The 25,402-nt window shown below is 69.7% G+C and carries 23 protein-coding genes; 16 read left to right on the top strand and 7 right to left on the bottom strand.

From position 1 onward, the window contains the following. Window positions 1-9: 9 nt before the first annotated feature. Complete coding sequence (gene aptA, locus FEI13_RS11340) at window positions 10-1,365, top strand: omega-aminotransferase AptA (protein ID WP_138181632.1); 1,356 nt, start codon at window positions 10-12, stop codon at window positions 1,363-1,365. An 88-nt stretch (window positions 1,366-1,453) separates the two neighbouring features. On the opposite strand, the gene FEI13_RS11335 is transcribed toward aptA, so the two are convergent. Then, window positions 1,454-1,681 (bottom strand): hypothetical protein, encoded by a 228-nt coding sequence (locus FEI13_RS11335; RefSeq protein ID WP_138181631.1) that lies wholly within the window; start codon window positions 1,679-1,681, stop codon window positions 1,454-1,456. Between the two features lie 114 nt (window positions 1,682-1,795). On the opposite strand from FEI13_RS11335, the gene FEI13_RS11330 reads away from it, so the two are divergent. Both FEI13_RS11330 and rapA read left to right on the top strand, forming a co-directional pair. Continuing rightward, window positions 1,796-2,596, top strand: coding sequence for a TlpA family protein disulfide reductase (locus FEI13_RS11330; protein ID WP_138181630.1), 801 nt, complete (start codon window positions 1,796-1,798; stop codon window positions 2,594-2,596). Window positions 2,597-2,740: 144 nt separating this feature from the next. Then, window positions 2,741-5,689, top strand: a complete 2,949-nt coding sequence (rapA, locus tag FEI13_RS11325; RefSeq protein WP_138181629.1) for an RNA polymerase-associated protein RapA — start codon at window positions 2,741-2,743, stop codon at window positions 5,687-5,689. Between the two features lie 76 nt (window positions 5,690-5,765). Here rapA and FEI13_RS11320 read toward each other — a convergent pair whose 3' ends face one another. Further along, the gene (locus FEI13_RS11320; RefSeq protein WP_138181628.1) at window positions 5,766-6,671 is read right to left on the bottom strand and encodes a TIGR01777 family oxidoreductase; all 906 of its coding nucleotides are present in this window, start codon (window positions 6,669-6,671) and stop codon (window positions 5,766-5,768) included. Window positions 6,672-6,790: 119 nt separating this feature from the next. On the opposite strand from FEI13_RS11320, the gene FEI13_RS11315 reads away from it, so the two are divergent. The 12 genes from FEI13_RS11315 to fabB all read left to right on the top strand — a co-directional run bounded on the left by FEI13_RS11315 (window position 6,791) and on the right by fabB (window position 17,834). Beyond that, complete coding sequence (locus FEI13_RS11315) at window positions 6,791-7,849, top strand: NAD(P)/FAD-dependent oxidoreductase (RefSeq protein ID WP_138181627.1); 1,059 nt, start codon at window positions 6,791-6,793, stop codon at window positions 7,847-7,849. Window positions 7,850-7,875: 26 nt separating this feature from the next. Further along, window positions 7,876-8,256: a sirohydrochlorin chelatase gene (locus FEI13_RS11310; RefSeq protein WP_138181626.1), complete on the top strand. Its 381-nt coding sequence runs from the start codon at window positions 7,876-7,878 to the stop codon at window positions 8,254-8,256. After that, window positions 8,253-9,167: a MerR family transcriptional regulator gene (locus FEI13_RS11305; protein ID WP_138181625.1), complete on the top strand. Its 915-nt coding sequence runs from the start codon at window positions 8,253-8,255 to the stop codon at window positions 9,165-9,167. Before FEI13_RS11310 ends, FEI13_RS11305 begins: the two co-directional genes overlap by 4 nt. 13 nt (window positions 9,168-9,180) lie before the next feature. Further along, the gene (gene phrB, locus FEI13_RS11300; protein ID WP_138181624.1) at window positions 9,181-10,599 is read left to right on the top strand and encodes a deoxyribodipyrimidine photo-lyase; all 1,419 of its coding nucleotides are present in this window, start codon (window positions 9,181-9,183) and stop codon (window positions 10,597-10,599) included. A gap of 27 nt (window positions 10,600-10,626) precedes the next feature. After that, window positions 10,627-11,061 carry a nuclear transport factor 2 family protein gene (locus FEI13_RS11295; RefSeq protein ID WP_138181623.1) on the top strand — a complete coding sequence of 145 codons (435 nt, stop codon included), beginning with the start codon at window positions 10,627-10,629 and terminating at the stop codon, window positions 11,059-11,061. Between the two features lie 25 nt (window positions 11,062-11,086). Further along, window positions 11,087-11,881 carry an SDR family NAD(P)-dependent oxidoreductase gene (locus FEI13_RS11290; RefSeq protein ID WP_138181622.1) on the top strand — a complete coding sequence of 265 codons (795 nt, stop codon included), beginning with the start codon at window positions 11,087-11,089 and terminating at the stop codon, window positions 11,879-11,881. Beyond that, on the top strand, window positions 11,878-13,257 hold the full coding sequence (locus tag FEI13_RS11285; RefSeq protein WP_138181621.1) for an NAD(P)/FAD-dependent oxidoreductase: 1,380 nt from the start codon (window positions 11,878-11,880) through the stop codon (window positions 13,255-13,257). Before FEI13_RS11290 ends, FEI13_RS11285 begins: the two co-directional genes overlap by 4 nt. Further along, window positions 13,254-14,033 carry a DUF1365 domain-containing protein gene (locus FEI13_RS11280; RefSeq protein ID WP_138181620.1) on the top strand — a complete coding sequence of 260 codons (780 nt, stop codon included), beginning with the start codon at window positions 13,254-13,256 and terminating at the stop codon, window positions 14,031-14,033. The genes FEI13_RS11285 and FEI13_RS11280 overlap by 4 nt, the downstream gene beginning before the upstream one ends. A gap of 77 nt (window positions 14,034-14,110) precedes the next feature. Continuing rightward, window positions 14,111-15,298, top strand: a complete 1,188-nt coding sequence (locus FEI13_RS11275; RefSeq protein WP_138181684.1) for an SAM-dependent methyltransferase — start codon at window positions 14,111-14,113, stop codon at window positions 15,296-15,298. 8 nt (window positions 15,299-15,306) lie between these two features. Continuing rightward, window positions 15,307-15,825 carry a DUF2878 domain-containing protein gene (locus FEI13_RS11270; protein WP_138181619.1) on the top strand — a complete coding sequence of 173 codons (519 nt, stop codon included), beginning with the start codon at window positions 15,307-15,309 and terminating at the stop codon, window positions 15,823-15,825. Window positions 15,826-16,087: 262 nt separating this feature from the next. Beyond that, the gene (gene fabA / locus FEI13_RS11265; RefSeq protein ID WP_138181618.1) at window positions 16,088-16,603 is read left to right on the top strand and encodes a 3-hydroxyacyl-[acyl-carrier-protein] dehydratase FabA; all 516 of its coding nucleotides are present in this window, start codon (window positions 16,088-16,090) and stop codon (window positions 16,601-16,603) included. A 13-nt stretch (window positions 16,604-16,616) separates the two neighbouring features. Next, window positions 16,617-17,834, top strand: coding sequence for a beta-ketoacyl-ACP synthase I (fabB, locus tag FEI13_RS11260; RefSeq protein ID WP_138181617.1), 1,218 nt, complete (start codon window positions 16,617-16,619; stop codon window positions 17,832-17,834). Window positions 17,835-17,944: 110 nt separating this feature from the next. On the opposite strand, the gene FEI13_RS11255 is transcribed toward fabB, so the two are convergent. The 4 genes from FEI13_RS11255 to FEI13_RS11240 all read right to left on the bottom strand — a co-directional run bounded on the left by FEI13_RS11255 (window position 17,945) and on the right by FEI13_RS11240 (window position 21,674). Continuing rightward, window positions 17,945-18,700: a lysophospholipid acyltransferase family protein gene (locus FEI13_RS11255; protein WP_138181616.1), complete on the bottom strand. Its 756-nt coding sequence runs from the start codon at window positions 18,698-18,700 to the stop codon at window positions 17,945-17,947. After that, window positions 18,697-19,572: a sugar nucleotide-binding protein gene (locus FEI13_RS11250; RefSeq protein WP_138181615.1), complete on the bottom strand. Its 876-nt coding sequence runs from the start codon at window positions 19,570-19,572 to the stop codon at window positions 18,697-18,699. The genes FEI13_RS11255 and FEI13_RS11250 overlap by 4 nt, the downstream gene beginning before the upstream one ends. Before the next feature lie 24 nt (window positions 19,573-19,596). Further along, window positions 19,597-20,199, bottom strand: coding sequence for a single-stranded DNA-binding protein (ssb, locus tag FEI13_RS11245; RefSeq protein ID WP_138181614.1), 603 nt, complete (start codon window positions 20,197-20,199; stop codon window positions 19,597-19,599). An 80-nt stretch (window positions 20,200-20,279) separates the two neighbouring features. Further along, window positions 20,280-21,674 carry an MFS transporter gene (locus tag FEI13_RS11240; protein WP_138181613.1) on the bottom strand — a complete coding sequence of 465 codons (1,395 nt, stop codon included), beginning with the start codon at window positions 21,672-21,674 and terminating at the stop codon, window positions 20,280-20,282. Window positions 21,675-21,833: 159 nt separating this feature from the next. On the opposite strand from FEI13_RS11240, the gene uvrA reads away from it, so the two are divergent. Further along, window positions 21,834-24,695: an excinuclease ABC subunit UvrA gene (uvrA, locus tag FEI13_RS11235; protein ID WP_138181612.1), complete on the top strand. Its 2,862-nt coding sequence runs from the start codon at window positions 21,834-21,836 to the stop codon at window positions 24,693-24,695. Window positions 24,696-24,995: 300 nt separating this feature from the next. On the opposite strand, the gene rplQ is transcribed toward uvrA, so the two are convergent. Continuing rightward, window positions 24,996-25,379, bottom strand: coding sequence for a 50S ribosomal protein L17 (rplQ, locus tag FEI13_RS11230; protein ID WP_138181611.1), 384 nt, complete (start codon window positions 25,377-25,379; stop codon window positions 24,996-24,998). Window positions 25,380-25,402 lie beyond the last annotated feature (23 nt).

Raw genomic sequence — 25,402 nt, 5'->3', positions numbered from 1 at the left:
GGTGCTGCCATGTCAGATCGTTCTCCCCACCAGGCCGCGGGCCTGACCGCCGAGCAGTTGGATGCCTACTGGATGCCCTACACCGGCAACCGCCAGTTCAAGCGCGACCCGCGAATCATCGTCGGCGCCGAGGGCAGCTACTACACCGCGGCCGATGGGCGCCGGATCTACGATGGCCTCTCCGGCCTGTGGACCTGCGGCGCCGGCCACGGTCGGCCCGAGATCGTCGAGGCGGTCTCCCGTCAGCTTCGCGAGCTGGACTACGCCCCGGCCTTCCAGTTCGGCCACCCCAAGGCCTTCGAGCTGGCCCATCGCCTTCGCGGGCTGACCCCCGAGGGCCTCGACCACGTCTTCTTCACCGGCTCCGGTTCCGAGAGCGCCGACACCTCGCTGAAGATCGCCCGCGCCTACTGGCGCAAGAAGGGCAAGCCCACCAAGACCAAGCTGATCGGCCGCGCCAAGGGCTATCACGGCGTCAACTTCGGGGGTATCAGCCTGGGCGGCATCGGCGCCAACCGCTCCATGTTCGGCCAGGGCATCGACGCCGACCACCTGCCCCATACCCTGCTTCCGGAGAACGCCTTCACCCGCGGCATGCCCGAGCGCGGCGCCGAGCGGGCCGACGAGCTGCTGGAGCTGATCGCCCTGCACGACGCCTCCAACATCGCCGCGGTGATCGTCGAGCCCATGGCCGGCTCGGCCGGGGTGATTCCGCCGCCGGTGGGCTATCTCAAGCGGCTGCGCGAGATCTGCGATGCCCACGACATCCTGCTGATCTTCGACGAGGTGATCACCGCCTTCGGGCGCATGGGCTCGATGACCGGCGCCGAGGAGTTCGGCGTGGTCCCGGACATCATGAACGTCGCCAAGCAGCTGACCAACGGGGCCGTGCCCATGGGCGGGGTCATCGTGAAGGGCGAGATCTACCACACCTTCATGGAGCAGGGCGGCCCCGACTACATGCTCGAGCTGCCCCACGGCTATACCTACTCGGGCCACCCGGTGGCCTGCGCCGCGGCCCTGGCCGCCCTGGACGTGCTCGAGAACGACCGCCTGATCGATCGCGTGCGCGAGATGGCGCCGATCTTCGAGAACGCCCTGCACTCTCTGCGCAGCGACCCCAAGGCCGGCCGCCATATCACCGACATCCGCAACTACGGCCTCGCCGGCGCCCTGCAGATCGCGCCCTACCCCGGCGAGCCGGCCCGCCGCCCCTTCGAGATCGCCATGAAGTGCTGGGAAAAGGGCTTCTACGTGCGCTACGGCGGCGACACCATCCAGCTCGGCCTGCCCTTCATCGTCGAGCGCGAGGAGATCGACCGGCTGATCAACGCCCTGGGCGACGCCATCGGCGAGCTGGACTGACGCCTAGCTGTGATATCTCGGTAGGTTGTTCATCCAGAGCCTACTCGGAAAACGGGAGGTGACTCGGATGAGCAGGAGCCGTCGGCGGCTACTCCTCGCCGCGCTGACGGGCCAGCGCCTTGCGCGCCTTGTTGCGCCGGTAGAGCCGCACCAGGGCGATGCCCAGGGCGAAGGCGACCATGGCCGCCAGGGTCCAGCCCTGCCAGGGGCGCGCCGCGTCGCCCATCACGGTCTCGAGGGTGAGGATCAGGATGAAGCCCAGCGCCTGGCTGGCTATGGCCAGGGCGCGCAGGGTATCGAAGGCCGGTCGTGACATGCATGCTCCCGCTGGATGACAGCCCTGCCCGTCGGCAGTAGGCTTGGCGACACGAATGCGCCCAGTGTACCCGCTGCGGCCCCCGCCGCCGACCTCTCGGAGTCACCGCCAGACATGGATGCCATCGCCCTGGGGCCGCTGCTGATCGCGCTGCCGCGCCTCTACGCCTTCCTCGCCGCCCTGGTGCTGCTGGGCGCCAGCGCCCTGCTTCTCGGCCTGCCGCGCCGCCGCCACGCCCGCTGGTTCAACGGCCTGCTGCTGGCCTGGCTGATCGGTGCCCGCCTGGGGCACGTGGCGATGAATGCCGGCCCCTACCTGGAGGCGCCGCTGGACGCGTTCAAGCTCTGGCAGCCCGGCTACCACGGTCTCTGGGGCCTCGCGGCCGCACTGGCCTGGACGGCCTGGACGCTGCGCGACCGGCTGGGGGCGATGCTCGGTGGCATGGGCCTGGCGCTCGGGGTCTCGCTTGCGTGGCTCGCGCTGGTGACCCTGGCGCCGCTGGGCGGCGGCATGGCGCTGCGCGAACTGCCGGATCTCGCCCTGGAGAATCTCGAGGGCGAGACGGTGAACCTCGCCTCCCTCGAGGGCGAGACGGTGGTGGTCAACCTCTGGGCCACCTGGTGCCCCCCCTGCCGGCGCGAGATGCCGATCCTGGCCAAAGCCGATGCCCGGGAGGACGTGAGCGTGGTGATCGTCAACCAGGGCGAGACGCTGCTGCAGGCGGTGCGCTACCTGGACGAGCAGGGCCTGGACTTCCGCCATGCGCTGCTCGACCCGCGCCAGCGGCTGATGGTGCTGGCCGAGTCGCCGGGGCTGCCCACCACCCTGCTGTTCGACGCCGAGGGGCGCGCCCTCGAGCAGCACGTCGGCGAGCTGACCCGCGCCCAACTCTCGGCCTGGCTGGACGAGCGCTGAGCGGCCTCGGGGGCGATCGCCGCCTGATCGGTGCCTGGACGCTTAAGCCGCGTCGGGCTTTGCGGTAAGATACCGCGCCCTGTCGCCGCCGGGCCGGGTGTGGCCAGCGGCAACGAACCGATCCCAAGCATCCCCCGAGGCATCATGAGCGACTTCTCTCCCGGCCAGCGCTGGATCAGCGACGGCGAGGCCGAACTCGGCCTGGGCACTATCCTCAACGTCGACGCCCGCAGCGTCACCGTGCTCTTCGGCGCCAGTCAGGAAACCCGCACCTACAGCAGCCGCAACGCCCCCCTGACCCGCGTGGCCTTCGGCAGCGGCGACCGCATCCAGTCCACCGAGGGCTGGCAGATGACCGTCGACGACAGCAAGGAGGTCGGCGGCCTGATCGTCTACATTGGCGAGGACGACGCCGGCGCGCTGTGCGAGCTGCCCGAGGCACGCCTCGCCGACACCATGCAGTTCGACCAGGCCCGCGACCGCCTGCTCACCGGCCAGGTCGATCGCAACGACTGGTTCGACCTGCGCTTTCGCACCCTGCACCACCATCACCGGATCGAGCAGAATCCGGCGCTGGGCCTGGCCGGTCCGCGCATCGACCTGATTCCCCACCAGCTCTACATCGCCGACGAAGTGGCACGCCGCCATGCGCCGCGTGTGCTGCTGGCCGACGAGGTGGGGCTCGGCAAGACCATCGAGGCCGGGCTGATCCTGCACCGGCTGCTGCTCACCGGCCGCGCCGAGCGGGCGCTGATCCTGGTGCCGGCGAGCCTGACTCACCAGTGGCTGGTCGAGCTGCTGCGCCGCTTCGCCCTGGAGGTCACCCTACTCGACGAGCAGCAGAGCCAGGCCCACGGCGACGCCAACCCCTTCGAGGCGGGTCAGCTGGTGCTGGCGAGTCAGGACTGGCTGTTCGCCAACCCCCATCGCCAGCAGCAGGCCCAGACCTGCGACTGGGACCTGCTGATCGTCGACGAGGCCCACCACCTGGACTGGAGTCCCGAGCAGAGCGGGCCCGGCTATGCCTGCGTGGAACACCTGGCGGCCCGGGTGCCCGGCATGCTGCTGCTCACCGCCACCCCGGAGCAGATGGGCCTGGCCAGCCACTTCGCCCGGCTGCGCCTGCTCGACCCGGACCGCTACCACAGCCTCGAGGCCTTCCGCGAGGAGGAGGCCCACTACGTCGAGGTCGCCGAGGCGATCGACGCTCTCGACCGGCTGCCCGGCGAGGCGGCCGACTGCGAGCGGGTCGCCGCGGTGATCCATGAGCCCGACAGCCTGGCGCTGCTCGACACCCTGGCCGACCCGGAGCGCGGCGACGACCAGCGTGCCGCGGCCCGGGCGCAGCTGCGCGACCAACTGCTCGACCGCCACGGCACCGGCCGGGTGATGTTTCGCAACGGGCGTCGCCACGTGGGCGGCTTCCCGGAGCGTCGCCTGCACGTCACCGAGCTCGAGGCGCCTTCCGCCTACCGGCGGGTGCTGCGTCGCCTAGCCCGGGACGAGGACTACCTGGACGAGCTGCTGATCGAGACCGGCCTGGATCACCCCGAGGTGCTGATCTACCCCGACGCCATGTACCGGGCGATGACCGACGACCCGCTCAACACCGAGCCCTGGTGGCAGTTCGACCCGCGCGTGAGCTGGTTGCTGGAGCGCCTCGCCGACGACGGCGAAACAGGCTTCGCCGGCGACAAGGCGCTGGTCATCGCCCACGACCGCGAGACCGCCCAGGGCCTCGCCGAGGGCCTGCGGGTGCTCGGCGGCTACCAGGCTCCGGTGTTCCACGAGGGGCTCTCGCTGGTCGAGCGCGACCGGGCCGCGGCGGCCTTCGCCGACGAGGAGGAGGGCTGCCAGGTGCTGGTCTGCTCGGAGATCGGCTCCGAGGGGCGCAACTTCCAGTTCTGCCGTCACCTGGTGATGTTCGACCTTCCGCTTCACCCGGACCAGCTCGAGCAGCGCATCGGTCGCCTCGACCGCATCGGCCAGCGCCACGCCATCGAGATCCACGCACCGGTGTTCACCGGCAGCCCCGGCGAGAAGCTGCTGCGCTGGTACCACCGGGGCCTGGACGCCTTCGGCGCCCCCCACGGCCTGGGCAGCGAAATCCACGCCGCCTTCGGCGATACCCTGGCCGACAGCCTGCTCGACGATGAGAGCCTCGATGAGGTGATCGAGGAGACCCGCGCCCTGTTCGACGCCAAGCTCGAGGAGCGAGACGCCGGCCGCAACCGCCTGCTCGAGCTCAACGCCTGTCGCCACGACCGTGCCGAGGCAGTCATCGCGGCGATCCGCGAGCTCGACGCCGACAAGGCCCTGGCCCGCTACCTGGACCAGGCGCTGGATATCTTCGGTGTCGACAGCCAGGACATCGGCGGCGGCATCCAGCACCTGCAACCCAGCCCGCAGATGCTCGACGGCCTGCCGGGCCTGGTGAAGGGCGAGGAGGGCTTCTCGGCCACCTTCTCCCGGGAGCGTGCCCTGGCCCGGGACGACGTCCAGCGCCTCTCCTGGGAACACCCGCTGCTGCGCGAGATGATGGGGCGGATCCTCGGCGGCGCCATGGGCAACACCGCCCTGGCGCTGCTCAAGCACCCGACCATCCCGGCCGGCCGGCTGATGGTCGAGCTGGTCTTCCGCACCCACTGCCCGGCGCCGAAGCGCCTGCACCTCAACCGCTTTCTGCCGCCCACCGCGGTGCGCGTGCTGCTCGACGAGTCGGGGGCCAACCTGACCGCCAAGATCTCCTTCACCGGGCTCTCCAAGGCGGTGAAGAAGGTCAAGAAGGCGGTCGCCCGGGATCTGATCAAGAGCCGCCACGACCAGCTGCGCGAGCTGCTCGACGGCGCCGAGACCGAGGCTCAGCGGGAGCTGCCGAGTATCGTCGAGGCTGCCCAGGGGCGCATGCGCGCCGAGCTGGACGCCGAGCTCGCCCGCCTCGAGGCGCTCTCGCGGCTCAACCCGGCGGTGCGCGCCGACGAGCTCGAGGCGCTGCGCCGCGAGCGCGCCGAGCTGGATGCCGCCATCGAGGCCACGCGACTGCGCCTGGACGCGGTGCGGGTGATCGTCACGGTAGGCGACGACGCGCGCTGATCGAAAGCGGCCTTCGACGCACAGGGGCCCCGCCGGCACTGCCGGCGGGGCCCCTGTGAGTGTGGGCGTGGCGCCCTCAGCCGAGGATATCGGCCAGGGCCTTGTCCAGGGTCGGGAAGCGGAACTCGAAGCCGGCCTCCTGCAGCCGCGCCGGACGCATGTCGGCGCCGGTCAGGAGCAGACGCGACATCTCGCCGAAGGCGACCTCCAGGGCGATGGCCGGCACCGGCATCAGCGCCGGGCGGCCCAGCTGCCCGGCCAGGGTGCGGGAGAACTCGGCGTTGGTGACCGGGTGGGGGGCGCTGCCGTTGAAGGGACCCTCCAGGTCATCGCGCTCGAGCAGGAAGAGGATGGCACGTACCAGGTCCTCGCGGTGGATCCACGGCATGAACTGCGTACCGTTGCCGAAGCGCCCACCCAGCCCCATCTTGAAGGGCGGCAGCATCTTCGCCAGGCTGCCGCCGCCGACGTCGAGCACCAGGCCGATACGCAGCAGGGCGACCCGCACGCCGAAGTCCGCCGCCTCGCCGGCGACCTCCTCCCAGCGCTTGCAAAGCCGGTGGGCGAACTCGTCGTGGGGCGGGGTCTCTTCGGTGACCTCGCGATCGCCCTGATCGCCGTAGTAGCCCATGGCCGAAGCCGAGACCATCACCTTCGGCATGCGCCCCTCGCTGGCCTTCAGCTGCTCGCAGAGCATCACCAGGTCGCCGGTGACGTTGACCCGGGAGTCGATCAGCCGCTCCTTCTGATCCTCGCTCCAGCGCTTGGCGGCGATCGGCTCGCCGGCCAGGTTAACGATGGCATCCGGCGGGGTGTCGACGAAGTCCAGCACCGAACGCCGAATGTCGCTGCCTTCCGGCAGGCGGTCGCGGACCGCGTCGGGCTCCCGGGACACCACCAGCAGCTGGTGTCCCGCCTCCTTCAACCGCCGGCAGAGGCGCTGCCCGACGAACCCGCTGCCGCCCGTGATCAGCACTCGCATCCGGAATCCCTCCCCAAGCCTTGTGTGGCAAGCCGTGACGACACGCCATCATGAGTTATACAGCCGTTGTACACTTCTGCTAGTCTAGCGATGAACGCCGTTGACTGCACGAGAGGCCCATGCCCCACGCCCCCGCTACCACCGCCATCATCGGTGCCGGCCTCGCCGGCCTCGCCTGTGGACAGGCCCTGCAGGCGCACGGCCTGCCGGTGCGCCTCTACGACAAGGCACACGGCCCTGGAGGACGCATGTCGACGCGCCGCCTCGACGAGGCGGCGGTCGACCTGGGGGCCCAGTTCTTCAGCGTGCGTGATCCGGCCTTCCGCCGCCAGGTCGCAGCCTGGCGCGAGGCGGGCATCGTCGCTTCCTGGCCCGACTCCCTGTGGGAGGCGAGTGAATCCGGCTGGTATCGCCACCGGGACGAGGTCGAGCGCCTGATCGGCGTCCCTCGCATGAGTGCGGTCACCCGCCACCTGGCCGAGGGGCTCGCCCTCGAGACCGGCACCCGCATCGAGCGCCTCGAGCCCCGGGGCAATGACTGGTGGCTGATCGATCAGCACGACGTGCGCCACGGCCCCTTCGATCAGGTGGTGATCGCCCCGCCCTCGCCCCAGGCCCAGGCGCTGCTGGCGCCCCACGAGCCGACCCTCGCGGCCGCCTGTGAGGCGGTTATCCAGCGCCCCTGCTGGGCCGCCTGGGCCTGCTTCGCGGCGCCGCTGCCCGAATTGCCGGGGGTCGACGACGACTGGCAGGCGGTGCGCCTGGCGCCCGACCCGGCGCGGCCGCCGGGCGAGCCATCGCTGCGCTTCGTCAGCCGCAACGATCACAAGCCCGGTCGTCACGGCCAGGGCGAAAGCCTGAGCCTGCTGGCGCGGCTCGAGTGGAGCGAGGCACACCTGGAGCTCGACGCCGAAACCGTCGCCCAGCGCCTGCTCGAGGCCTTCCGCGCACGGCTGCCAGATGGCGTGATGCTGCCCGACCCGACCTCACTGGGCGCCCACCGCTGGCGCTATGCCCAGCCGGACGTCTTCGCCGGCGGCGAGGCGGTGAACCTCGACTACCGCCGTTCGCCCACCGGGCTCGCGCTGTGCGGCGACGGCTGGCGCGGGCCGCGGGTCGAGGACGCCTGGCTCTCCGGTCACCACCTCGGCGAGGCCCTGGCGGCCGACGCTTCCTGACTCCCTCTTCGCGACTGGAGACTTTTATGTCCTACGCCCTGATCCTGCTCGCCCACGGCTCCAGCGACCCGAACTGGCGAGCCCCCTTCGAACACTTCGCCAAGGCCCTGACCGAGCGGCTGTCGACCCCGCTGCGCCTGGCCTACATGGAGCTCAGCGAGCCCTCGCTCGAGTCCACGGTGGCCGAGCTGGCCGCGGCCGGGGTCGAGCGCGCCGAGATCCTGCCGCTGTTCTTCGCCGCCGGCCGCCACCTACGCCGTGACGTGCCCGGCCAGGTCGAGGCGTTGACCGCCGCCCATCCGAGCCTCGAGCTGACCCTGCTGTCGCCGGTCGGCGAGCACCCGGCCTTCGTCGAGGCGCTGGCGGCGGTGGTCGCCGAGCAGGCAGGGGAGTCGGCACGCTCATGAACGACGAGGCACGGCGCCCGGCCGACACCCCGCTCTACCCGATCCGCGAAGTCTCTCGGCTAACCGGCGTGAACTCCGTCACCCTGCGCGCCTGGGAGCGTCGCTACGGGCTGATCCAGCCCCAGCGGACCCCCAAGGGACATCGCCTCTATGCCCGCGAGGACATCGAGCGCGTCGAGCGCATCCTGCAGTGGCTCAACCGCGGCGTCCCGGTCAGCCAGGTACGCGAGCTGCTCGACCAGCCGGAGACGGCCGAGACCCCGGCGCCGGCGGCCGGCGACTGGCCGGGCCAGCGACGCCAGCTGATCAGCGCCCTCCAGGCGCTCGACCTCGAGCGCCTCGAGGCGCTGTTCAACCAGTCGCTGGCTCTCTATCCGGTGCCGATCTGCCTGGCCGAGCTGTGGCAGCCGGTGGTGCGCCAGCTCGAGGAGGGCTGGGGCGAGCAGCTGGGCGACATCCTGCAGCGCCGTACCCTGGAGGCCTTCCTGCGCACCCACATCGGCACCCGGCTGCTGCACGCCAACCGGCTCAGCGCCGGCCCGACGCTGCTCGTCGCCCCGCTGCCGGACGACCCCTCGCCGCTCTGGGTGCTGCTCGCGGCGCTGGCCGCCAGCGACCGCGGCTACCGCATCCGGCTCTTCGACGCCCCGCTGCCCTTCGGCGAGGTGCCGCTGGCGGTGGAGCGCTTCCAGGCCGCCGGCCTGCTGCTGGCCAGCGGCAAGGCCGAGAAGGCCGAGCTGGTGCGACGCCAGCTGCCGCGACTGGCCGAGCAGCTCGAGGTGCCACTGATGGCCTGCGGCCCGATGGCCCGCATCCGCGAGGCCGACCTGGAAGATACCCGGGTGGAGCTGCTCGGCGATGATCTCGACGAGGCCATGCAGTGCCTCCAGGCCCGACTCCCCGCCCGCTGACCCGGAGCCGTCCATGTCCACTCCCGTGATCGTCTGGTTTCGCAGCGACCTGCGGATTCACGACAACACTGCCCTGGCCGCGGCCGCTCGCCAGGGCCCCGTGGTCGCCGTCTTCCTGCGCTGCCTGTCCCACTGGCGGCGTCACGGCCACGGCGCCAACAAGCTCGACTTCTGGGGCCGCGGGGTGGCCGCCCTGCGCGACAGCCTCGACGGCCTCGGCATCCCGCTGCTGCACCGCGACATCGACTACTTCGCGAGGGCCCCGGCCACGCTGCTCGAGATCGCTCGCGAGACCGGCGCCCGCGCCCTGCACTTCAACCACGAGTACCCGCTGGACGAGCAGCGCCGCGACCGCGACGTGATCGCCGCCTTCCAGGAGGCGGGCCTCGCGGCCACCGGCCACCACGACGCCGTGGCCTTCGCCCCGGGCGAGCTGCTCACCGGCAAGGGCGACTACTACGGCGTCTTCACCCCCTTCGCCAAGGCCTGGCATCGTCAGCTGACACCGGAGCGCATCGCCCTGCGCAATACGCCCGCGCCCCAGGCGCCGCTTCCGGTCGCCGCCGATCCGTTGCCCGCGCTCCCCCAACTCGACGACACTCCTATCGATGGACGCCTCTGGCCCGCCGGCGAGGGCCCCGCCGCCGATCGCCTGGGGCGCTTCCTGCGCTATCGCGGACGCCACTACCAGCGCCAGCGCGACTTCCCGGCGATCCGTGGCACCAGCGAGCTGTCGCCCTACCTGGCGCTGGGCATGATCTCCCCCCGCCAGTGCCTGCAGGCGGTGCTCGCCGAGAACGACGGCACCCTGGCCGAGGGCGATGCCGGCCTCACGGCCTGGGTCAACGAGCTGGTATGGCGGGAATTCTACCGCCACGTGGCCGTCGGCTTCCCGCGGGTCTGCCGCCATCGCGCCTTCCAGCGGCATACCGAGGCCCTCGCCTGGCGCGATGACGAGGCCGACTTCCGGGCCTGGTGCGAGGGGCGCACCGGTTACCCGATCGTCGATGCCGCCATTCGCCAGCTGGTGGCCACCGGCTGGATGCACAACCGCCTGCGCATGGTCACCGCCATGTTCCTCTCCAAGCACCTGCTGATCGACTGGCGCCGGGGCGAGGACTTCTTCCTGCGCCACCTGGTGGACGGCGAGTTCTGCGCCAACAACGGCGGCTGGCAGTGGGCGGCCTCCACCGGCACCGACGCCGCGCCCTACTTCCGCATCTTCAACCCGACGACCCAGTCCACGCGCTTCGATCCCGACGGCACCTTCCTGGCGGAGTGGCTGCCCGAATTGGCCGGGCTGCCCGCCAAGGCCCGCCATGCGCCCTCGATCGACCTGCTCGGCGGGGTCGATTACCCGGCCCCCATCGTCGACCACCGCGCCGCTCGGGTGCGCGCCCTCGAGGCCTTCAAGGCCCTGACCGCGGGCTGATGCCCGCCTGACACGGGAGATACCACCATGCGCCAGGCACCTGACCTGGAAGCTTTCTGTGCCTTCTTCAATAATCTAGACAAAACCTGTACAAACAAATTGTACAAGGTATACACTGACGACGTGGAGTTTACTGATCCTCTGCACCACATAGTGGGCCGAGAGGCGCTAGAGAGGTACTTCCAGAACCTGTACGACAACGTGACATCGTGCCATTTCGTTTTCCACGAGCGTCTACAGCAGGGGGAGTCGTCCTTCGTCACCTGGACCCTGCACCTGGTGCATCCGAGGCTCGACGGGGGGCGCGACATCGAAGTCGAGGGGTGTTCGTACCTGCACTTTGCCCCCGACGGCCGGGTGGCCCGGCATCGCGACTACTTCGATGCGGGCGCCCTGCTCTACGAGCGACTGCCGCTGCTGGGTGGGGTGATACGTCGGGTGAAGCGACAACTGGGCCAGTGACGGCCATCGAGGACGGGGAGAGCGCATGACCAACGCGAACGACACACAGCGCATCTGGCTGACGGGGGCCACCTCGGGCATCGGCCGCGCCCTGGCCGAGCGCCTGCTCGAGCAGGGGCACCGGGTGGCGCTGAGCGCGCGCAGCGAATCGGCCATGGCCGAGCTCTGCGAGGGCCATGACAACGCCCTGCCGCTGCCCCTGGACGTGGCGGACCGTCAGGCCGTCGAGTGGGCCGGCGAGCGCCTGGCCGAGGCGTTCGGTGGCCTGGACCTGGCGATCCTCAACGCCGGCACCTGCGAATACCTGGACGCTCGCGACTTCGAGGTCGAGCTCGTCGAACGCGTCTTCGCCCCCAATTTCTTCGGCGCCGTCTACTGCATCGAGGCGGCGCTGCCGCTGCTGCGCCGGGCCCGCGAGGAGGGTGGTCATCCGCTGCTGGCCGCCACCTCCAGCGCCGCGGCCTACCTGCCGCTGCCCCGGGCCGAGGCCTACGGCGCCTCCAAGGCGGCGCTGAGCCACTTCATGGAGTCGCTGCGCCTGGACCTGGCCGGCGAGGGCATCGGGGTCAGCCTGATCCACCCGGGCTTCGTGAAGACCCCGCTCACCGACCGCAACGACTTCGACATGCCCATGCGCATCTCCACCGATGCCGCCGCCGAAGCGATCCTCACGGGCCTCGCGCGGCGCCGCCTGGACATTCACTTTCCGCGCCGCTTCACGCTGCTGGTCCGGCTGATGGGCATCCTGCCCCCGGGCCTGCGCCACCGCCTGGGCCTGCGCATGACCCGCCAGGATTCGCCCGTGGAGGCTCGCCGATGAATGCGCCGACCCGTCCCTTCCATCCGGCTCAGGGCGACGCCCGACGGGGTGACGTCCAACGCATCGCCGTGATCGGCAGCGGCATCGGTGGCATGGCCACCGCCTGGTACCTGTCGAGCCGCCACGAGGTGACGCTCTTCGAGGCCGACGAGCGGCTCGGCGGCCACACCGCGACCATCGACGTCTCGCTCCAGGGTCGGGACTACGCCATCGACACCGGCTTCATCGTCTTCAACGATTGGACCTACCCGCACTTCCAGCGCCTCCTGGGGGCCCTCGGGGTCGCCGCCCAACCCACCGAGATGAGCTTCTCGGTCCACGAGACGGCCCGCGACTTCGAGTACAACGGCCACACCCTGGCGAGCCTCTTCGCCCAGCGGGGCAACCTGCTGCGCCCCCGCTTCTACCGGCTGCTGCGCAACATCCTGCGCTTCAACCGCGAGGCGACCCGGACACTGGAGAGCGGCCGGCTCGACCCGGCCATGACCCTCGGCGCCTGGCTCGACGCCGGCGGCTACGATGCCGACTTCCAGCGGCGCTACTTGCTGCCCATGGGCGCCGCCATCTGGTCGGCCAGCATCCGTGACCTGCGCGACTTCCCGCTGCTGTTCTTCGTGCGCTTCTTCCGCCACCACGGCCTGCTGTCGGTCAACGACCGTCCCCAGTGGTACACCCTGGTGGGCGGCTCACGCGCCTACATCCCGGCCCTGACTGCGCCCTATGCCGAGCGCATCCGGCTCTCGACCCCGGTGCGCGGCATTCGCCGCCACGCCGACCGGGTCGAGGTGCGCAGCGACGCCGGCGTGGAGGCCTTCGATCAGGTGGTGCTGGCCTGCCACGCCGACCAGGCCCTGGCGATGCTGGAGGACCCGAGCGACGCCGAGCGCGAGATCCTCGGCGCCCTGCCCTACCGGGACAACGAGGTGGTGCTGCACACCGACACCCGCCTGCTGCCGCGTCGGCCGCGCGCCTGGGCGAGCTGGAACTACCGGCTCGACGGCCGCGGTGACGCGGCGCGCGTCTCGGTCACCTACGACATGAACATCCTGCAGCGCATCACGGCCCCGCACACCTTCTGCGTGACCCTCAACGACACGGCCGCCATCGACCCCGCCAAGGTGCTAGGCCGTTTCACCTACGCCCACCCGCAGTTCACCCTGGCCGGCCAGGCCGCCCAGGCTCGCCACGACGAGATCTCGGGGCCGTCGCGGCGTACCCACTACTGCGGCGCCTACTGGCGCAACGGCTTCCACGAGGACGGCGTCTGGAGCGCCCTGCGCGTGGCTCGGGACCTGGGCTGCGACGAGCAGGGCCCGGGCGCCGAGGCCGAAGCCCCCGCCACCCGCTCGCCGGCGGCCGAGGAGAACGCGGCATGAGGCGAACGCCGCACTCGCGGATCTACCGGGGCAGCCTGCGCCATCGCCGCTTCCTGCCCCGTCCCCACGCCTTCCGCTACGACCTGTGGATGGCCTGGCTCGACCTGGACGAACTGCCCGAGTTGTTCGACGGCGTGCCCGCCTTCAGCGCGCGGCGACCGGCCCTGGCACGCTTTCGCCGTGAGGACTACCTCGGCCCCCACGACCGTCCCCTCAAGCAGGCCGTGCGCGAGGAGTTCGAACGCCAGCTCGGCAGCGCCCCGGACGGTCGCATCTGCGTGCTGACCCAGCTGCGCACCCTGGGACTCGGCTTCAATCCGGTCTCGTTCTACTACGCCTTCGATGCCCGCGGCGAGTTGCGGGCCCTGCTCGGCGAGGTGAGCAACACCCCCTGGGGAGAGCGGACCCGCTACGCCTGCGCCGTGGCACCCCGGCACCATGGCCACACCGCCGAGTTCGACAAGGCCATGCACGTCTCGCCCTTCAATCCCATGGACATGACCTACCGCTGGCGCTTCGATACCCCCGGCGAGTCGCTGTCGATGCACATGGAGAACTGGAAGGAGGGCCAGCGCCACTTCGACGCCACCCTGACCCTCGAGGGTCGCCCGGCGACCCGTGGCGTGCTGCTCGCCACCCTGGCGCGCCAGCCCTGGATGAGCCTGAAGACGCTGGCCGGCATCCACTTCGAGGCGCTGCGGCTGTGGCTCAAGCGCTTCCCGGTCCATGACCACCCCGGACAAGACCCCCCGTCCCGTGAGGAGAGCTCGTCGTGAACACGCTTCGCTCCGCCACCGCCCACCCTCTGGCCGCCGAGGGCGATCGCCTGACTCGCTGGCTCAAGCCACGGGTGATGGCCCAGCTCGACCGCCTGGAGGGCGGTAACATCACCCTGATCGACGGCCACCAGCGTCATCGCCTGGGCCAGGGAGGGCCACTGCACATCACCCTGGTGGTGCGCCACCACCGGGCCTGGAAGCGCCTGGCGCTGGGTGGCACCGTGGGCGCCGCCGAGGCCTACATGGACGGCGACTGGGACGCCGATGACCCGGTGGCCCTGGTGAGGCTGTTCGCCGCCAACCTCGAGCGGGTCAACGGCGAGATGGAGAACGGCACCGCGCGCCTCGGCCGCTGGCTGCTGGGCGGCCTCTACCGCCTGCAGCGCAACAGCCTGAGTGGTTCGCGGCGCAACATCGCCGCCCACTACGACATCGGCAACGCGCTCTTCTCCACCTTCCTCGACCGCGAGCACCGCATGTACTCGAGCGCGGTCTTCCCTCACGCCGAGGCGAGCCTGGAGAAGGCCTCGACCCACAAGCTCGACCTGATGCTGGAGAAGCTCGACGTCCAGCCCCACCACCACCTGCTGGAGATCGGCACCGGCTGGGGCGGTCTCGCCATCCATGCGGCGAAGACCCGCGGCTGTCGCATCACCACCACCACCATCTCCGCGGAGCAGCACGCCTTCACGGCAAAGCGCATCGAGGAGGAGGGGCTCGGCGATCGCATCACGCTGCTGCAACAGGACTATCGCAAGCTCGAGGGGCGCTTCGACCGGCTGATCTCGGTGGAAATGATCGAGGCGGTAGGTCACCAGTACCTCGGCACCTACCTGGCGACGCTGGACCGGCTGCTCACCGACGACGGCCAGGTAATGCTGCAGGCGATCACCATCCGCGACCAGCGCTACGAGGCGGCCAAGCACGAGATGGACTTCATCAAGCGCTACATCTTCCCCGGGGGCTTCCTGCCGTCGCACCGTGCCATCCTCGACGGCGTGGCCCGCCACACCTCGCTCAACCTGATCGACCTGGACGAGATCGGCCTGCACTACGCCCGCACCCTGCGCGAGTGGCGCCACCGTTTCGAGGCGAGCCTGGAGACCGTGCGCAAGCTCGGCTACGACGAGCACTTCATCCGCATGTGGCGCTACTACCTCTGCTACTGCGAGGGTGGCTTCATGGAGCGCACCATCGGCACCTGCCAGCTGCTGCTGGCCAAGCCCGGCGCCCGACCGGCGCCGCTGACGGGGGACCTGTGAGGCTCGGCGTGCCCGACGGCGCCGCCCGGCTGCTCTGCAACCTGGCCGCCTTCCAGGCGGGCTGGTTCGCCTGTGTGCTGGGCGGCTCGCTGATCGGGGGGCTGGTCGTGGCGCTGATCGTCACCCTGCACCTCACCTGGCTGGGTCGCCCCGGGGAGTGGCGCTGGCTGGCGGCCTTCGCCGTCCTGGGGCTCGCGGTCGACGGCCCCCTGGCGCTCGCCGGCGGTTTCGCGTTCCCCGACGGCACGCTCTCCATCGCCGGCATGCCGCCGTGGCTATGGCTGCTCTGGCCGCTGTTCGCGACCCTGATCCACCACTCGCTGGCCTGGCTCTGGTCGCTCCCCAGGCTCGCCGCACTCGGCGGCGCCACCAGCGGCCCGCTCTCCTACTTCGCCGGTGCCCGACTCGCCGGAGTCGAGCTGGCGCCCTGGCTGCTGCCCGTCGAGGCGATGGCCTGGGCGCTGATCTGCCTGGCGCTAAGCCGTCGCCTCGGCCACGCGCCGGCCCTCGAGGGACGCCCCCGCTGAGGACTGGGCCTGCCCCACTCGGCCTCCAGCCGCGCCGCCGGCTGGGGCCTGGCATAGAAGAAGCCCTGCACCTCGGTCTCCACTCCCTCTGCCACGATCTCCAGGCCGAGCCCCTCGTCGATGGATGCCGCCTCGGCCCCGGGGTGGCATGGCGACCCGCTCGGCGTGCATTCGTCGAGTGTGGACAGTAGACTAGGCACAGCCGCCCGGCGGCCTCAGGCCGCTTTCGGCAGACAATAATCCCGACACTCGGAACGATTCAGTGACCAAGCAACACTCCTTTGATCGCGAAGAACTGCTGGCCTGCTCGCGCGGCGAGCTGTTCGGTCCGGGCAATGCGCAATTGCCGGCCCCCAACATGCTGATGCTCGATCGCATCATGCACATCCACGAGGAAGGTGGGGATCACGGCAAGGGCGAGTTGATCGCCGAGCTGGATATCCGCCCCGACCTGTGGTTCTTCGACTGTCACTTCCCAGGCGACCCGGTGATGCCCGGCTGCCTGGGGCTGGACGCCATGTGGCAGCTGGTCGGCTTCTACCTGGGCTGGCTCGGCCACCCCGGCCGCGGCCGCGCCCTGGGCTGTGGTGAGGTCAAGTTCTCCGGCCAGATCCTGCCCGAGGCCGAGAAGGTCACCTACCGCATCAACATCAAGCGCATCATCACCCGGCGCCTGATCCTGGGCCTCGCCGACGGCACCGTGTCCGTCGACGGCCGCGACATCTATCAGGCCAACGACCTCCGCGTCGGCCTATTCACCTCCACCGCGAATTTCTGAACAGGAGGCTCCCATGCGACGAGTGGTAGTCACCGGCCTGGGCATCGTGTCCTGCCTGGGCAACGATGCACAACAGGTTCTGGAGGCGCTCAGGAACGGGCGCTCGGGCATTCGCTTCAAGGAAGAGTACGCCGAACGCGGCTTCCGCAGCCAGGTGGCGGGCAGCGTCGACATCGACCTGGACGCCCTGATCGACCGCAAGCTGCTCCGCTTCATGGGCGATGCCGCCGCCTACGCCTACATCTCCATGGCCCAGGCCATCGAGGATGCCGGCCTCATGCCGGAGCAAGTCTCCCATGAGCGCACCGGCCTGATCGCCGGCTCCGGCGGCGCGTCCAGCGCCAACCAGGTCGAGGCCGCCGACGTCATGCGCGAGAAGGGGCTGCGCCGCGTGGGTCCCTATCGGGTCACCCGCACCATGGGCAGCACCGTCTCGGCCTGCTTGGCGACGCCGTTCAAGATCAAGGGCGTCAACTACTCGATCTCCTCGGCCTGCGCCACCTCGGCCCACTGCATCGGCAGTGCGGTCGAGCAGATCCAGCTAGGCAAGCAGGACGTGGTGTTCGCCGGCGGCGGCGAGGAAGAGCACTGGACCCTGTCGTGCCTGTTCGATGCCATGGGCGCGCTCTCGACCCACTACAACGAGACGCCGGACAAGGCCTCGCGCCCCTATGACCAGGCCCGCGACGGCTTCGTCATCGCCGGCGGCGGCGGCATGCTGGTGCTCGAGGACCTGGAGCATGCCCAGGCGCGCGGCGCCAAGATCTATGCCGAAGTGGTCGGCTATGGCGCCACCTCGGACGGCTACGACATGGTCGCTCCGTCCGGCGAGGGCGCGGCCCGCTGCATGCGCCAGGCCATCGCCACGGTCGACGGCGATATCGACTACGTCAACACTCACGGCACCTCCACCCCGGTGGGCGATGTCGCCGAGCTGAAGGCGATTCGTGAGGTGTTCGGCGATCGCACCCCGGCGATGAGCTCGACCAAGTCGCTGACCGGTCACTCGCTGGGCGCCACCGGCGTGCAGGAAGCGATCTACTCGCTGCTGATGATGGAGAACGACTTCATCACCGCCTCGGCCAACATCGAGCACCTCGACGAGCAGGCGGCCGGCTTCGACATCGTCACCGAGCGCCGCGATGGCGTGACGGTCGATCGCGTGCTGTCCAACAGCTTCGGCTTCGGCGGCACCAACGCCTGCCTGGTGCTGGAGAAGTTCAAGGACTGAGCTTAAGTTCAGCGACTCATCCAGCGCGTCACCTCGATCGATGTAAGAACGCAAGAAGGCGCCCCTCGGGGCGCCTTCTTGCGTTGCCAACGATGGTGAAAGGTGCTGCCTCAGGCCGGGCGCTTCACCGGCGCGGCCGCCGCCTCGGGCCGCGGCACCTCGGAGATCTCCGCCAGGCGTGCCTCGATCCACGCTTCGGCTTCCGCCATCACCTCCTCCGCCGTACGCCCCTCCGTCTCGATCGGCGGACCGACCTCCAGCGACAGGCGTCCCGGCTTCTTGACCCAGTGGCGCCCCGGCCAGCGTTCGCCGGCGTTATGGGCGACCGGCACCACCGGCATCCCGGCACGACAGGCGATCACCGCGCCGCTCTTGTTGTAGCGCACACGCTGCCCCGGGGAGACCCGAGTGCCCTCGGGGAAGATCAGCACCGAGAGCCCCGCCTCGAGGCGCGCCTTGCCCTGAGTGAGCACCTGTTTCATGGCCCGGGCCGGCTTCGAGCGGTCCAGGGCGATGGGGTGGAGCAGCCGCAGCGCCCAGCCGAAGATCGGGATGTTCAGGAGCTCGCGCTTGAGTACCGTGCAGACCGGCGGATGGAGCAGCTGCAGGTAGACCGTCTCCCACTCGGACTGATGGTTGGAGAGGATCACGCAGGGGCCGTCCGGCAGGCGCTCAAAGCCGCGGAAGTCGTAGCGCACGCCGCAGACCAGGCGGAACCAGGCGATGATGAAGTGGTTGTAGAGGTTGAGCAGCCGATAGCGGGAGTGCAGCGGCAGGAAGGGGGCCGGAGGCAGGAAGAGCACCCCGCAGACCAGCATGGCCAGGACATAGCCGACGTAGAAGATCAGGCTGCGGATCACGTTCATTGCGGCGCCGACTCCTCGGCCCTGACCAGGCACCAGGCATCGAGCATGCGACCGACCTCCAGCCGCCAGGGCTTCTGGTGGACGCCGAACACGTCCAGCACCCGTCGGCAGTTCAGCACCCGACGCAGCGGCTGGTCGTGGTGGTGCTTGAGCGCCTTGGCATTGCCCAGGGCGACCCGCTCGCCGCGGCCCTCCAGGCGCGTGTCGAGCTGGGTGCGCACCATCGAGACGAAGGTGTAGGCGCTCACCGGCTCGGTGCCGGCCAGGTGATAACTGCCCCAGGCATCGGCGCCGCAGTGCTGCTGCTGGAGCATGCCGATCAGTGCCATGGCCACGGCATCTGCCGAGGTCGGGCAGAAGATCATATCGGATTCCGCGCGCACCTCGCCGCCCTCGATGAAGGTATCGAGCAGCTCGCTCAGCCAGGCGTGGCTGCCTTCCAGGGCGAACAGCGGCCCCAGGCGCACGATGAGATGGTGCGGCAGCTCGGCGCGGATCCGATCACCGGTGCGCACCAGCCGCCGCAGGCCGTCGTCCCGGGGCTCGGGAATCACATGCTCGTCGATGGGGACGTCGAAGCCATCCTCGTAGAGCTGGTCGGAGACGCACCACACCAGCGGGATCTCCGCCTCGCGACAGGTCTCCATGCAGGCCTCGACCGCCTCGGCGTGGGCCGTGACGGCAGCCGGCTCGGCGCTGAGCGGTCGGGACAGCGGCGGGATCACCAGCGCATCCGGGCGCAGCGTCTCGAGCCGCGCCGGCGTGGTCTGCAGCGCCGGCTCGATGGTGAGCTCGGTATCGCTGCGCCGGTTGGCCTCGCGGGCCATCGCCAGGCTCAGGCAGTGCCCGGCCTCCAGAATCAGCAGCTTCACGGCATCTCCTCGGCTAACGCTCGATCAAAAAGGGATCTCGTCGTCGAAATCATCGAAGCTGCCCGGATCCGGGGCGCCGTAGTTGCCGCCCTGCTGGCCACCCTGCTGAGGCGGTGCCGGCTGCGGTGCCGGCTGCGGGGCCGGACGCTGTGGCTGACCGCCACCGTACTGGCCGCCCTGCTGAGGCGGCTGCTGGCCGCCGCCGAAGTTGCCGCCCTGCTGCGGGGGCTGGCCGCCATACTGGCCACCCTGCGGGGGCCGGCCGCCACCCTGCTGACCGCCGCCGTCGCCGCGACCATCGAGCATCTGCATGTCGTTGGCGACGATCTCGGTGCTGTACTTGTCCTGGCCGTTCTGGTCCTGCCACTTGCGAGTCTGCAGGCGGCCCTCGATGTAGACCTTGGAGCCCTTCTTGAGGTACTGCTGGGCGATCTCGGCGGTCTTGTTGAACAGCACGATCCGGTGCCACTCGGTGCGCTCCTGGCGCTGGCCGCTCTGGCGGTCCATCCAGGTGTCCGTGGTGGCCAGGTTAAGGTTGGCAACGGCGGTGCCGGAGGGCGTGAAGCGCACCTCCGGGTCCTGGCCGAGGTTGCCGATGAGGATGACCTTGTTGATGCCACGGGCCATGGGGAACTCCTTGCTGTCATGAAATGCGTTATACGGCGATCGAGTGGCACCCAGGGCGCCCTCTCCGGATCATACGCGGCTCAGGCGCCGCTGTGGGGATTGCCGGAACCGGTGAGGCGCGCCAGGGCCTGCTCGTCGAGGCGCTGCCGGTCCACCTTCAGGTAGGCCAGGCGCTCCTCGGGAACGACCAGCACATCCTCCACCCCGGCCACGTCGGCGAAACGCGCCATCAGGGTGTCCAGGGCATCGTCCTGCTCATGGTCGTCCAGCGCCACCACCTCGCTGGAGAGATGCCGAGGGGGCACCATGCCGGCCATCGCCGCCAGCCAGGCGAGGCCCAGCAAACCGCAGCCGATGAAGACCGCGGAGAGCCCCCACTGCTGGGCGAGCCAGCCGCCCAGCACGCCGCCGAGGAAGGCGCCCAGGAACTGGCTGGTGGAGTAGACGCCCATGGCGGTGCCCTTGGCACCGGCCGGGGCGAGCTTGCTGAGCATCGAGGGCAGCGTGGCCTCGAGCAGATTGAAGGCGATGAAGAACAGCAGCAGCCAGCCGAACAGTGCCCAGCTCCCCTCGCCCAGGCCCGCCAGGCCGAACAGGCTCAGGGTGATGCCGGTGATCGCGGAGAGGCACATGGTCTTCATGCGGCGCTGCTTCTCGGCGACGATCACCAGCGGCACCATGGCCACGAAGGCCAGCAGCATGACGCCGAGATAGGTCAGGCCGTGCTGCTCGACGGCGATCCCCGCCTCCACCAGCCGAAAGGGCACGGCGACGAAGATCGCCATCAGCACCAAGTGCAGGGCGAAGATCGAGAAATCCATGCGCCACAGGTCGCTGCGCGCCAGGATGCCCCGCAGCTGCTCGCGGTCCATGCCCACGTCGCGGTGGCGCACGCGGCGCGGTGCCGGCGGTACCAGCTTCCACAGCACGCCGAGCCCCAGCAGCGCCAGGGCGGCGGTGAACCAGAAGACGCCGGCGAGGCCATGATCCGCGGCGAGCCAGGGCCCCAGCACCATGGCCACGGCGAAGGCCACGCCGATGGAGAGCCCGATGGTGGCCATGGCGGCGGTGCGCACCTGCTCGCGGGTCTGGTCAGCGAGCAGCGCCATGATGGCCGCGGCCACGGCGCCGCTGCCCTGCAGGCAACGCCCCAGGATCACCGCACCGATGGAGTCGGCCTGGGCGGCCACCAGGCTGCCGAGCATGAACAGCACGAGGCCACCGGCGATCACCGGCTTGCGCCCGAGGCGGTCGGAGAGCAGCCCGAAGGGGATCTGCAGCACCGCCTGGGTGAGGCCGTAGATGCCCAGCGCCAGGCCGACCAGCAGCGGCGTGGCGCCCGCCAGGTCGTCGGCATACAGGGCGAGCACTGGCAGCACCATGAACAGCCCGAGCATGCGCGTGGCATAGAGCCCGGCCAGCCCGGCGATGGCACGACGCTCGGTGGCTAACAGCAGTCCTGAGACCTTTCGCATAGCGATTCGAACTTCCGTGGACGGGCCCTCGGGCCCGGAGGTGGACCGCATATTCTAGCGGCTCGCCACCCCCCAGGGAAAGCCGAGGGCAGCGGCGCTTTGCCGCCGGTGCGGCCCGCCCCGTATAATCGAGGTTTTGCCGCGTCCGGCGAGGTGGGAATGGACACAATTCTGGTCAGGGGTGCGCGCACCCACAACCTGAAGAACATCGACGTCGAACTGCCCCGTGACAAGCTGATCGTGGTCACCGGGCTCTCCGGCTCGGGCAAGTCGTCGCTGGCCTTCGACACCCTCTATGCCGAGGGGCAGCGCCGCTACGTGGAGTCGCTTTCCACCTACGCGCGCCAGTTCCTGTCGATGATGGAGAAGCCCGACGTCGACCACATCGAGGGGCTGTCGCCGGCGATCTCCATTGAGCAGAAGTCCACGTCCCACAACCCGCGCTCCACCGTCGGTACCATCACCGAGATCTACGACTACCTGCGCTTGCTGTACGCCCGGGCCGGCACGCCGCGCTGCCCCGAGCACGGCGAGGACCTCGAGGCGCAGACCGTGTCGCAGATGGTCGACCAGGTGCTGACCCTGCCCGAGGGCAGCAAGCTGATGCTGCTGGCCCCGGTGATCAAGGGGCGCAAGGGCGAACACCTGCAGCTGCTGGCCGAGCTGCGCGCCCAGGGCTTCGTGCGCGCCCTGGTCGATGGCCAGGTGCTGGAGCTCGACGACATCGCCCCGCTGGACAAGAATAAGAAACACGACATCAGCGTGGTGGTCGACCGCATCAAGGTCCGCGAGGGGCTGGCCCAGCGCCTGGCGGAATCCTTCGAGACGGCGCTCAACCTCGCCGACGGCACCGCCATGATTCACTTCATGGATGGCGAGGCGGAGGACCTCGCCTTCTCGGCGCGCTTCGCCTGCCCGGTGTGCGGCTACTCCATCGCCGAGCTCGAGCCGCGCATGTTCTCCTTCAACAACCCGGCGGGTGCCTGTCCGACCTGCGACGGCCTCGGCGTGCAGCAGTTCTTCGATCCCGACAAGCTGATCAGCCATCCCGAGCTGTCGCTGGCCGAGGGCGTGATCAAGGGCTGGGACCGGCGCAGCGTCTACTACTTCAACCAGCTGCAGGCCGTCGCCGACCACTATCGCTTCACCCTGGAGACACCCTGGCAGGACCTCGCCCGCCACGAGCGCGAGGTCATCCTCTACGGCAGCGGCAGCGACGACATCGCCTTCCACTACGTCAACGACCGTGGCCGCAAGGTCACCCGCGAGCACCCCTTCGAGGGCGTGCTGCCCAACATGCAGCGCCGCTATCGCGAGACCGAGTCGAGCATGGTGCGCGAGGACCTGGCCCGGCACATCGCCGTGCAGCCCTGTCCGACCTGCCACGGCTCCCGGTTACGCCGGGAATCGCGGCACGTCTACATCGACGATAACACCCTGCCCCAGCTCGTTCGGCTGCCCATCGGCGAGGCGCTGGCCTACTTCGGCGAGCTCAGCCTACCGGGGCGCCGCGGCGAGATCGCCGTGAAGATCATCAACGAGATCCACGCGCGCCTGGAGTTCCTGGTCAACGTCGGGCTCGACTACCTGAATCTCGAGCGCAGCGCCGAGACGCTCTCCGGCGGCGAGGCCCAGCGCATTCGCCTGGCCAGCCAGATCGGCGCCGGCCTGGTCGGCGTGATGTACATCCTCGACGAGCCCTCCATCGGCCTGCACCAGCGCGACAACGACCGCCTGCTGCAGACCCTGGAGCGGCTACGCGACCTGGGCAATACCGTGATCGTGGTCGAGCATGACGAGGAAGCCATCCGCGCCGCCGACCACGTGCTCGACATCGGCCCCGGCGCCGGCGTCCACGGCGGGCAGATCGTCGCCCAGGGCACGCCCCAGGACATCATGGCGACCCCCGACTCCCTCACCGGCCAGTACCTCGCCGGCAGCCGGCGTATCGAGGTCCCGCCGTGGCGCATTCCCGGCAACCCCGAGAAGGTGGTGCGCCTCTCCGGCGCGCGGGGCAACAACCTTCAGGAGGTCACCCTCGAGTTGCCCCTGGGTCTCTTCGTCTGTATCACCGGTGTCTCGGGCTCCGGCAAGTCGACGCTGATCAATGCCACCCTGATGCCGATCGCTGCCCGGGAACTCAACCGTGCCACCAGCCTGACCCCGGCCGCCCACGATCGTCTCGAGGGCCTCGAGCACCTCGACAAGGTGATCGACATTGACCAGAGCCCCATCGGGCGCACGCCGCGCTCCAACCCGGCCACCTACACCGGCATCTTCACACCGATCCGCGAGCTCTTCGCCGGCACCCAGGAAGCCCGCTCGCGAGGCTACAAGCCGGGCCGCTTCTCCTTCAACGTCAAGGGCGGGCGCTGCGAGGCCTGCCAGGGCGAGGGGATGATCAAGGTGGAGATGCACTTCCTGCCGGACATCTACGTGCCCTGCGACGTCTGCAAGGGCAAGCGCTACAACCGCGAGACCCTGGAGATCGCCTACAAGGGCAAGAGCATCCACGAGGTGCTGGAGATGACCGTCGAGGAGGCGCTGGCGTTCTTCTCGCCGGTGCCGGCCATCGCCCGGCGCCTGCAGACCCTGCTCGACGTCGGGCTCTCCTACATCCGCCTGGGACAGAGCGCCACCACGCTCTCCGGCGGCGAGGCCCAGCGGGTCAAGCTGGCCCGCGAGCTGGCCAAACGCGATACCGGCAAGACGCTGTACATCCTCGACGAGCCGACCACCGGCCTGCACTTCGAGGACATCCGCCAGCTGCTCACGGTGTTGCACCGCCTGCGCGACCACGGCAACACCATCGTGGTGATCGAGCACAACCTGGACGTGATCAAGACCGCGGACTGGCTGATCGATCTCGGCCCCGAGGGCGGCTCCGGGGGCGGGCGCATCGTCGCCGAGGGCACGCCGGAGCAGGTGGCGCGCCACGAGGCGTCACACACCGGGCGCTTCCTCAAGCCGCTGCTGGAGCGCGCCAAGGCCAGCAAGACTGAGCCGGAGACAACCGCCTGACAGCGAGCCGAGCAATGCCAAGCGGCCAAGCGGCCAAGCGGCCAAGCGGCCAAGCGGCCAAGCGGCCAAGCGGCCAAGCGGCCAAGCGGCCAAGGATAGAGCACGATGAAAAAGAGAAACCCCGCCGACCATAGGATCTGCGGGGTTTCTTCTTGCCTGACGCCTGCCTCCGCACCCGCCGCCCCTCACCGAGCGGCTTGGCGCTTGTGGCTCGGCGCTTGTGGCTCGGCGCTCAAAGAAAAAACCGGCTCCCCTTGAGGAGCCGGTTTGGCGTGCCACTGGCGGAAGGCCGGTCGAGGATCACTCCTCGGCGGCTTCCTCGACGACCGGACGGTCGACCAGTTCGACGAAGGCCATGGGGGCGTTGTCGCCGGTGCGGTAGCCGCACTTGAGGATACGGACGTAACCGCCCGGACGCTCGGCGTAACGCGGACCCAGCTCATTGAAGAGCTTGCCGACCGCTTCCTTGGAGCGGGTGCGGCTAAAGGCCAGACGACGGTTGGCGACGCTATCCTGCTTGGCCAGGGTGATCAGCGGCTCGATGACGCGACGCAGCTCCTTGGCCTTGGGCAGGGTTGTCTTGATCACTTCGTGCTCGACCAGCGAGACAGACATGTTCTTGAACATGGCCTGACGATGCGTGCTGGTGCGATTCAGGTGACGACCACTCTTACGATGACGCATGGTTGTGATTCCTTACCAAACTG

This window comes from Halomonas urmiana (genome assembly GCF_005780185.1).
Classification (GTDB): domain Bacteria; phylum Pseudomonadota; class Gammaproteobacteria; order Pseudomonadales; family Halomonadaceae; genus Halomonas; species Halomonas urmiana.
Note: the sequence above shows the minus strand (reverse complement) of the source record. Positions and strands in the feature narration are given on the sequence as shown.